This window comes from Nocardioides sp., from assembly GCF_036274455.1.
In the GTDB taxonomy this organism is placed as follows: domain Bacteria; phylum Actinomycetota; class Actinomycetes; order Propionibacteriales; family Nocardioidaceae; genus Nocardioides.
In genome coordinates this window covers 1-8950 of the sequence record NZ_DASUFR010000164.1, presented here as the reverse complement: position 1 = coordinate 8950, position 8950 = coordinate 1, and the positions used below count along the sequence as shown (strand labels likewise).

General features: G+C 70.6%; 8 protein-coding genes. All 8 read left to right on the top strand.

Features of this window, described 5'->3' with window-relative positions:
* Positions 1-46 precede the first annotated feature (46 nt).
* Positions 47-1006 (top strand): aspartate carbamoyltransferase catalytic subunit, encoded by a 960-nt coding sequence (locus VFV89_RS16340; RefSeq protein WP_329707018.1) that lies wholly within the window; start codon positions 47-49, stop codon positions 1004-1006.
* The gene (locus tag VFV89_RS16335; protein ID WP_329707017.1) at positions 1003-2286 is read left to right on the top strand and encodes a dihydroorotase; all 1284 of its coding nucleotides are present in this window, start codon (positions 1003-1005) and stop codon (positions 2284-2286) included. The genes VFV89_RS16340 and VFV89_RS16335 overlap by 4 nt, the downstream gene beginning before the upstream one ends.
* Before the next feature lie 143 nt (positions 2287-2429).
* Positions 2430-3467 (top strand): serine hydrolase domain-containing protein, encoded by a 1038-nt coding sequence (locus tag VFV89_RS16330; protein ID WP_329707016.1) that lies wholly within the window; start codon positions 2430-2432, stop codon positions 3465-3467.
* Between the two features lie 50 nt (positions 3468-3517).
* Positions 3518-4441 carry a transporter substrate-binding domain-containing protein gene (locus VFV89_RS16325; RefSeq protein ID WP_329707015.1) on the top strand — a complete coding sequence of 308 codons (924 nt, stop codon included), beginning with the start codon at positions 3518-3520 and terminating at the stop codon, positions 4439-4441.
* Between the two features lie 36 nt (positions 4442-4477).
* On the top strand, positions 4478-5380 hold the full coding sequence (locus tag VFV89_RS16320) for an amino acid ABC transporter permease (protein WP_329707014.1): 903 nt from the start codon (positions 4478-4480) through the stop codon (positions 5378-5380).
* Positions 5377-6132, top strand: a complete 756-nt coding sequence (locus VFV89_RS16315) for an amino acid ABC transporter ATP-binding protein (RefSeq protein WP_329707013.1) — start codon at positions 5377-5379, stop codon at positions 6130-6132. The genes VFV89_RS16320 and VFV89_RS16315 overlap by 4 nt, the downstream gene beginning before the upstream one ends.
* A 180-nt stretch (positions 6133-6312) precedes the next feature.
* Positions 6313-7494, top strand: a complete 1182-nt coding sequence (gene carA, locus VFV89_RS16310) for a glutamine-hydrolyzing carbamoyl-phosphate synthase small subunit (RefSeq protein ID WP_329707012.1) — start codon at positions 6313-6315, stop codon at positions 7492-7494.
* On the top strand, positions 7487-8950 hold a 1464-nt coding region (gene carB / locus VFV89_RS16305), incomplete at its 3' end, for a carbamoyl-phosphate synthase large subunit (RefSeq protein ID WP_329707011.1). The genes carA and carB, both read left to right, overlap by 8 nt.

Sequence of the window (8950 nt, the reverse complement as noted above, 5' to 3'; positions counted from 1 at the left end):
ACGGCATCGACGAGGTCACGATCGAGGACGCTCAGGGAGGAGCACAGTGAAGCGACACCTGTTGAGCGCGGGCGACCTGACCCGCGACGACGCCGAGCTCGTCCTGCGCACCGCCGAGGAGATGCGCTCGCTGGCCGACCGCCCGATCAAGAAGCTGCCCGCCCTGCGCGGCCGCACGGTGGTCAACCTGTTCTTCGAGGACTCCACCCGCACCCGGATCTCCTTCGAGGCGGCGGCCAAGCGGCTCAGTGCGGACGTCATCAACTTCTCCGCCAAGGGCTCGAGCCTGAGCAAGGGCGAGAGCCTCAAGGACACCGCGCTCACCCTGGAGGCGATGGGGGCCGACGCGGTGGTCGTGCGGCACGGCGCGAGCGGCGCCCCGCACCGGCTGGCCCACTCCGGGTGGGTCCGCTCCAGCGTGGTCAACGCCGGCGACGGCACGCACGAGCACCCCACCCAGGCGCTGCTCGACGCCTTCACGATGTGGCGCCACCTCGGCGAGTCCCGGCCCGGAGGCCTCGAGGGGCGCAGGGTGGCCATCGTCGGCGACGTGCTGCACAGCCGGGTGGCCCGCTCCAACGCGCTGCTGCTGCGGACGCTCGGCGTGGAGGTGACGCTCGTGGCACCGCCGACGCTGTTGCCGGTCGGGGTCGAGACCTGGCCGGTCGAGACGTCGTACGACCTCGACGCGGTGCTGCCGAAGGCGGATGCCGTGATGATGCTGCGGGTCCAGCGGGAGCGGATGAACGGCGGGTTCTTCCCGACCCCGCGCGAGTACAGCCGCCGCTACGGCCTCGACGCCCGGCGGATGGGCACGCTCCAGGACCACACGATCGTCATGCACCCCGGGCCGATGGTCCGCGGCATGGAGATCACCGCCGACGTCGCCGACTCCGACCGCTCGGTGATCGTCGAGCAGGTCACCAACGGCGTGGCCGTGCGGATGGCCGTGCTCTACCTGCTACTGGGCGGCTCCGAGCCCGCGACGACGGGAGACGACGAGTGAAGTACCTCATCAAGGGCGCCGCCGTGCTCGGCGGTACGCCGACCGACCTGCTGCTCGACGACGGCGTCATCGCCGATGCCGGCACCGACCTCGAGTCGCGCGGCGCCGAGGTCGTCGACGCCGAAGGGCTCGTCGCACTGCCCGGCCTGGTCGACCTGCACACCCACCTGCGCGAGCCGGGCCGCGAGGACGCCGAGACCGTCGAGAGCGGCACCTCCGCCGCGGCCCGGGGAGGCTTCACCGCGGTCCACGCGATGGCCAACACCGACCCCGTGGCCGACACGGCCGGCGTCGTGGAGCAGGTCTGGCGGCTGGGCCGCGAGGCCGGCCACTGCGACGTGCGGCCGGTGGGCGCGGTGACGGTCGGCCTGGCCGGCCAGCAGCTCGCCGAGCTCGGCGCGATGGCCGACTCCGCCGCCAAGGTGCGGGTCTTCTCCGACGACGGCAACTGCGTGAGCGACGCGGTGCTGATGCGCCGGGCGCTGGAATACGTCAAGGCCTTCGACGGCGTCGTCGCCCAGCACGCCCAGGAGCCGCGCCTCACCGAGGGCGCCCAGATGAACGAGGGCGAGCTCTCCGGCCGGCTCGGCCTCGCCGGCTGGCCGGCGGTGGCCGAGGAGGCGATCATCGCCCGGGACTGCCTGCTGGCCGCGCACGTCGGCTCCCGGCTGCACGTCTGCCATGTCTCGACCGCCGGCTCGGTGGAGATCATCCGGTGGGCGAAGTCGAAGGGATGGAGCGTCACCGCCGAGGTCTGCCCGCACCACCTGCTGCTCACCGACGACCTGGCCGCGACCTACGACCCCATCTACAAGGTGAACCCGCCGCTGCGGTCCGCGGCCGACGTCGAGGCGCTGCGCGAAGGGCTGGCCGACGGCACCATCGACGTGGTGGCCACCGACCACGCGCCGCACCCGCACGAGGACAAGGACTGCGAGTGGGCCGCGGCGGCGTTCGGGATGCTGGGCCTCGAGACCGCCCTCTCGGTGGTCCAGGAGACGATGGTCGACTCCGGCCTGCTCGACTGGGCGGGCGTGGCCGACCGCATGTCCCACGCGCCGGCGCGGATCGGCCGGGTCCACGACCACGGCCAGCCGCTCGACGTGGGGAAGCCGGCCAACCTGGTGCTCTACGACCCGTCGGTCCGCCGGGTGGTCGACGCCAGCGAGTCCGCGTCGCTCAGCCGCAACACGCCGTACGCCGGCCGGGAGCTCCCCGGCCACGTGGTCGCGACGTTCCTCCGCGGCCGCGCCATCGTGCTCGACGGCAAGCTGCAGTGAACAGTGCCCTGGGTCGGAGGTCCGTGAGCGCTTCGCGCACGCAGAGCACGCACCTCGCGGCGTTGCCGTCGCTCGATGATGGGCCTCCGGCGTCTTCGCTCCGGCGCCTTGCGATGCACGCACTCTGAGCACGCGAAACACCCATGCACTCCCGACCCAGGACACCGCTCGCCACGGCGATCGCGCAGGTCGCCGAGGCGAACGTGTTCTCCGGAGTGGTCCGCGTCGACCGCGTCGGCGAGCCGCCGCTCGTGCAGGTGCACGGCCTGGCCGACCGCGCGCACCGGATCCCCTTCACCGACGACACCCGGGTCGCGGTCGCGAGCGGCGCCAAGGGGTTCACCGCGCTGATGGTGATGCGCCTGGTCGAGGACGGCGTCCTCGCCCTGGACACCAGGGCGAGGGAGCTGCTCGGAGACGACCTGCCGCTGGTGGACGACGACGTCACCGTCGAGCACCTGCTCGCCCACCGCTCCGGGATCGGCGACTACCTCGACGAGGAGGACGAGGCCCACGACCTCGACGCACACCTGCTGACGGTGCCGGCACACCGGCTGGAGACCGCCGAGTCCTACCTCGAGATCGTCGACGGACTCCCGCAGGTCTTCGAGCCGGGCAGCCGGTTCGCCTACTGCAACGGCGGCTACATCCTCCTGGCCCTGCTCGCCGAGCGAGCGGCCGGCGAACCCTTCCACGACCTGGTCCGGCGCCACGTCATCGACCGGGCCGGGCTGGCCCGCACCGCCTACCTCCGCTCCGACATGCTGCCCGGCGACGCCGCCCTCGGCTACCTGCACCCGGAAGGTCACGCCGAGGAGCTCCGCACGAACGTGCTTCACCTCCCGGTCGTGGGCGGTGGGGACGGAGGGATCTTCACCACCGCAGGAGACCTCGTGACGCTCTGGCAGGCGCTGGACGACGGCCGGGTCGTCGCCCCGCCGACCTGGGCGGAGATGCGCCGGGTCCGCAGCACCGACGGGGACCGCGCCTACGGCCTCGGCTTCTGGCTCGAGGGGCACGCCGCCCAGCTCACAGGCTCCGACACCGGGGCGTCGTTCGAGAGCCACCACGGGCCCGACCGGCTCACCTGGTCCGTCCTCGGCAACACGACGGCGGGGGCCTGGCCGGTGGTGAAAAGGCTGCGCGAGCTGCTCGCAGCACCGGACCCCGAGTCTTACTGACTCGCTGCTCAGTACTGGACGCGGCTCCCCGGGAGGGGCATAGTCCGCGCATGCGCATCCGAACTCTCCTGGCGGCCCTGGCGGCCCTTCTCGTCGCAGTCCTCTCGGCCTGCGGTGGCGACAGCGACAGCGGGGGCTCCGCGAAGGACACCGGCGGGAGTGACACGCCGGCCGCGGCGTCGGGCGACACTCCCTGCGACGGCGACGTGACCGACATGCTCGCGAAGGTCTGCGAGGCCGGCAAGCTCACCGTCTCCACGGACCCGGCCTACCCGCCGCAGTCCTCGCTCAACGAGCAGACCGGGGAGTACGAAGGGTTCGACATCGACGTGGCCACCGAGATCGCGCACCGGCTGGGCGTCGACGTGGCGTGGGAGGCGCCCAGCTGGGACGTGATCACGGCCGGCAGCTGGAGTGGGCGCTGGGACACGACGGTCGGATCGATGACGCCGACCAACGAGCGCCAGAAGGTCCTCTACTTCACCCAGCCGTACAACTACACCCCGGCGGTGGCCGTGGTCGCAGCGGACAACGACGACATCACCGACGTCACCACCGACCTCGACGGCAAGAAGGTCGGCTCGTGCAGCCCGTGCACCTACTCGGACTTCCTCGAGAAGAAGCTCGCGATCGACGGCTACACCTTCGACTTCGTCATCGACGACGCCGAGATCAGCGGCTACGACACGGACACGACGGCGCTCGAGGACCTCGTCAACGGCCGGCTGGACGCCGTGCTCACCTCGGTGACCACTGCGCAGGGCTACATCGACGCCGGCAATCCGGTGAAGATCGTCGGCGACCCGCTGTTCTACGAGCCGCTGTCTGTGGGCTTCGACAAGAGCTCCGACCCGTCGTCGGAAAGCCTCTTCGAGGCGGTCGACAAGATCGTGGGCGAGATGCACGAGGACGGGACCCTGACCTCGCTGTCGCAGAAGTGGTATGGCCAGGACCTCACCACGAAGCAGGAGTGAGGTGCGAGACGTCGTACCCCCACCCGTCGAGGCCCCATGACTGACACCTGGGAGCGGGTCCAGCTCGCCTCGGCACGGGTGCCGTTCCGGCTGAAGGTGGCGCTGGTCTGGGCCGTCCTCTTCGCGCTGCTCGCCTTCTTCGGCAACGCCGCCGGCTTCGACATGCAGTGGATCGGCGACAACATCCGCTACATCGTCGGCGGGCTGCGCTACACGATGACGATCGCGGTCCTCGGCATCGCGCTGGCCATCGTGCTCGCGCTGTTCGGTGCCCTGGCCCGCATCTCGCGCAACCCGGTGGCCTACGGCGTCGCGGGCTTCTACGTCTCGTTCTTCCGCGGCACACCGCTGATCGTCCAGATGTTCCTGCTCTACCTGGCGTTGCCCCCGGTCGGCCGGAACCTCGCCGCTGAGTACACCTGGCTGCCCGAGGGGTTCGACCAGGCGCTGGTGCTCGAGGCGGCCACCGCGGGGACGCTCGCCCTCGGGCTCAACTACGGCGCCTACATGACCGAGATCTTCCGGGCCGGCATCCAGTCGGTCGCAGGCGGACAGGGCGAGGCGGCCGACGCGCTCGGCATGACCTACGGCCAGAAGATGCGCAAGGTGGTGCTTCCCCAGGCGTTCCGGGTGATCATCCCGCCCACCGGCAACGAGTTCATCGCGATGATGAAGGACACCGCGCTCGTGTCGTTCCTCGGCGTCAACATCGCCAGCGCGGAGATCTTCCGGCGGGCCCAGCTGGTCGGCAAGTCCGACTTCAAGAACCTCGAGGCCTACGTCGCCGTCGCCCTCGTCTACTGGGGGCTCACGGTGCTGTTCACCTTCTTCCAGTCCCGACTCGAGAAGCGGATCGGCCGCGGCTACGACCGGACGCACGTCGCCCGCGCCATGGAGGCCGCCGGGCAGCAGGGCCAGCCGCACGGGGGTGCCGGATGAGCTCCGACGTCGTGGTCCGCATCGACGGGCTGCACAAGAGCTTCGGCCACCTGGAGGTGGTGCGCGGAGTCGACATGGAGATCCGTCGCGGTGAGGTGGTGGTCATCTTCGGGCGCTCCGGCTCGGGCAAGTCCACGGTGCTGCGCTGCGTGAACTTCATCGAGGACCCCACCGAAGGCTCCATCGAAGTCGCCGGGATCCGTCTCGAGGGCGGGCACCGCACCCGGCGCAAGCGCGAGCAGATCCGCCGGCTGCGGCTGCACGTCGGCATGGTCTTCCAGCAGTTCAACCTGTTCCCGAACATGACCGTGCTCGACAACATCCTCTGCGCGCCTCGTTGCGCCGGGCAGAGCACCGCCGAGGTCACCAAGCGCGCCAGGGACCTCCTGGACCGGGTCGGACTCGCCGACAAGGCCGGGGAGCACCCGGTGCGCCTGTCCGGCGGACAGCAGCAGCGGGTCGCCATCGCCCGCGCGTTGGCCATGGAGCCCGACGTGATGCTCTTCGACGAGCCCACCTCGGCTCTCGACCCGGAGCTGACCGGCGAGGTGCTCTCGGTGATGAAGACGCTCTCCACCGAGCTGCACATGACGATGATGGTCGTCACCCATGAGATGGGCTTCGCCCGCGAGGTGGCCGACCGGATGGCGTTCTTCCACGAGGGCAGGATCCTCGAGGAGGGCACCCCGGCCGAGCTGATCGCGGCACCGAAGAACCCGGAGACCAAGGCGTTTCTCGACGCCGTGTTGTGAGCGGGCGGGCCACCCGTGGTGGCGGTGCCCTGGCAACCGTCGTCCCCAGGGATGGCGGTTGTTACGGCACCGCCACACGGCGGGACGAGCGCGATCCGGTCCGTGCCGCTGGTAGGGTCGCCCGTGACCGACATCCTTTAACCACCGTCCCGTGAGGCGGAGAAGGAGTAGGGCCAGCCGATGCCTGCCCCCGCGATCCTGGTTCTCGAGGACGGCCGCACCTTCCACGGCGAGGCGTACGGCGCCGAGGGCGAGACCTTCGGCGAGGCGGTCTTCAACACCGGCATGACCGGCTACCAGGAGACCCTGACCGACCCGTCCTACCACCGCCAGGTCGTCGTCATGACGGCCCCGCACATCGGCAACACCGGCATCAACGACGAGGACCCGGAGTCGCAGAAGATCTGGGTGGCCGGCTACGTCGTCCGCGACCCCGCCCGCGTCCCGTCCAGCTGGCGTTCGCTCCGCAGCCTCGACGACGAGCTCCGCGCGCAGGGGGTGGTCGGGATCTCGGGTATCGACACCCGGGCGCTCACCCGCCACCTGCGCGAGCGCGGGGCCATGCGTGTCGGCATCTCCTCGACCGGCGCCGACGCCGAGGAGCTGCTGGAGCGGGTCCGCCACCAGGACGCCATGGCCGGCTCCGAGCTCGCCGGCGAGGTCTCGACCGGCGAGGCCTACGTCGTCCCCGCGATCGGCGAGAAGCGGTTGACCGTGGCCGCGCTCGACCTCGGGATCAAGGCGATGACGCCGCACCGGTTGGCCGAGCGCGGGGTCGAGGTGCACGTCCTCCCCGCGACCGCGAGCCTCGACGACGTCCTCGCGGTCGACCCCGACGGGCTCTTCTACTCCAACGGTCCGGGCGACCCGGCCGCCACCACGGCTCAGGTGGAGCTGCTGCAGGAGCTGTTGACGCGCGAAACTGTCTACTTCGGCATCTGTTTCGGCAATCAGCTGTTCGGCCGCGCCCTGGGCTTCGGCACCTACAAGCTCAAGTACGGCCACCGTGGCATCAACCAGCCGGTCCTGGACCGCACCACCGGCAAGGTCGAGGTCACCGCCCACAACCACGGGTTCGCGGTCCAGTGGCCGGAGGGGGTGCCGCTCGACGCGCCCACGGAGACGGCGTACGGCGTCGCCACGGTCAGCCACGTCTGCCTCAACGACGACGTGGTCGAGGGGCTGGAGCTGCGAGCCCCGGACGGCAGGCTCAAGGGGTTCAGCGTCCAGTACCACCCCGAGGCCGCGGCCGGACCGCACGACGCGGCGTACCTCTTCGACCGGTTCGTGGAGCTCATGCGGCCAGGTGCCGGCGCTGCGGAGGTCTCGACAAGCTCGACCGGCGGGGGTTCGGTTGCCTAAGCGGACAGACATCCAGAGCGTCCTGGTCATCGGCTCCGGGCCGATCATCATCGGCCAGGCCTGCGAGTTCGACTACTCGGGCACCCAGGCCTGCCGGGTGCTGAGGGCCGAGGGCATCCGCGTGGTCCTGGTCAACTCCAACCCGGCCACGATCATGACCGACCCGGAGTTCGCCGACGCGACCTACGTCGAGCCGATCACCCCCGACTTCGTGGAGAAGGTGATCGAGAAGGAGCGGCCGGACGCGCTGCTCGCCACCCTCGGCGGCCAGACCGCGCTCAACACCGCGATCGCGCTCGACGAGACCGGCGTGCTCGAGAAGTACGGCGTGGAGCTGATCGGCGCCTCGATCGAGGCGATCAACCGGGGTGAGAACCGCGAGTCGTTCAAGCGGATCGTCGAGGAGCTCGGCGGCGAGGTGGCCCGGTCGGTCATCTGCCACACCGTCGACGACCTGCTCGCCGGCGCCGAGGAGCTCGGCTACCCGATGGTCGTGCGGCCGTCGTTCACGATGGGCGGCTCGGGCTCGGGCATGGCCTTCGACGAGACCGACCTGCGCCGCATCGGCGGCGGCGGGCTGGCGGCGTCACCCACCAGCGAGGTGCTCCTGGAGGAGTCGATCCTCGGCTGGAAGGAGTACGAGCTCGAGGTGATGCGCGACCACGCCGACAACGTCGTGATCGTCTGCTCGATCGAGAACCTCGACCCGATGGGCGTCCACACCGGCGACTCGATCACCGTCGCTCCCGCGATGACACTGACCGATCGCGAGTACCAGCACCTCCGCGACCTGTCGATCGGCATCATCCGCGAGGTCGGGGTCGACACCGGCGGGTGCAACATCCAGTTCGCGGTCAACCCCGACGACGGCCGGGTCGTCGTCATCGAGATGAACCCGCGGGTGTCGCGCTCCAGTGCCCTGGCGTCGAAGGCGACCGGGTTCCCGATCGCCAAGATCGCGGCGAAGGTGGCGATCGGCTACACCCTCGACGAGATCCCCAACGACATCACCACGCGTCCCGACGGGCAGCGCACCCCCGCCAGCTTCGAGCCGACGCTCGACTACGTCGTGGTGAAGGTGCCGAGGTTCGCGTTCGAGAAGTTCCCGGGCGCCGACCCCACCCTGACCACCCACATGAAGTCGGTCGGCGAGGCGATGGCGATCGGACGCAACTTCACCGAGGCGCTGCAGAAGGCGCTCCGCTCGCTGGAGAGCAAGGACGCGCCGTTCGACTGGAGCCACCGCCACGTCGACCTCGACAAGGAGCGGCTGCTGGCCGAGGCGGCGACGCCCCACGACGGCCGGCTGCGCGTCGTGATGGACGCCATCCGCGCCGAGGCCACGCCGCAGGAGGTCCACGACGCCACCGGCATCGACCCGTGGTTCGTCGACCAGCTGTGCCTGCTCAACGAGGTGGCACAGGCGCTGATCAACGCCCCCGAGCTCACCCCGGAC

Coding starts and splice junctions, on each gene's coding strand:
- VFV89_RS16315 (WP_329707013.1), top strand. CDS start 5,377: ATGAGCTCCGACGTCGTGGTCCGCATCGACGGGCTGCACAAGAGCTTC.
- VFV89_RS16330 (WP_329707016.1), top strand. CDS start 2,430: ATGCACTCCCGACCCAGGACACCGCTCGCCACGGCGATCGCGCAGGTC.
- VFV89_RS16320 (WP_329707014.1), top strand. CDS start 4,478: ATGACTGACACCTGGGAGCGGGTCCAGCTCGCCTCGGCACGGGTGCCG.
- carA (WP_329707012.1), top strand. CDS start 6,313: ATGCCTGCCCCCGCGATCCTGGTTCTCGAGGACGGCCGCACCTTCCAC.
- VFV89_RS16325 (WP_329707015.1), top strand. CDS start 3,518: ATGCGCATCCGAACTCTCCTGGCGGCCCTGGCGGCCCTTCTCGTCGCA.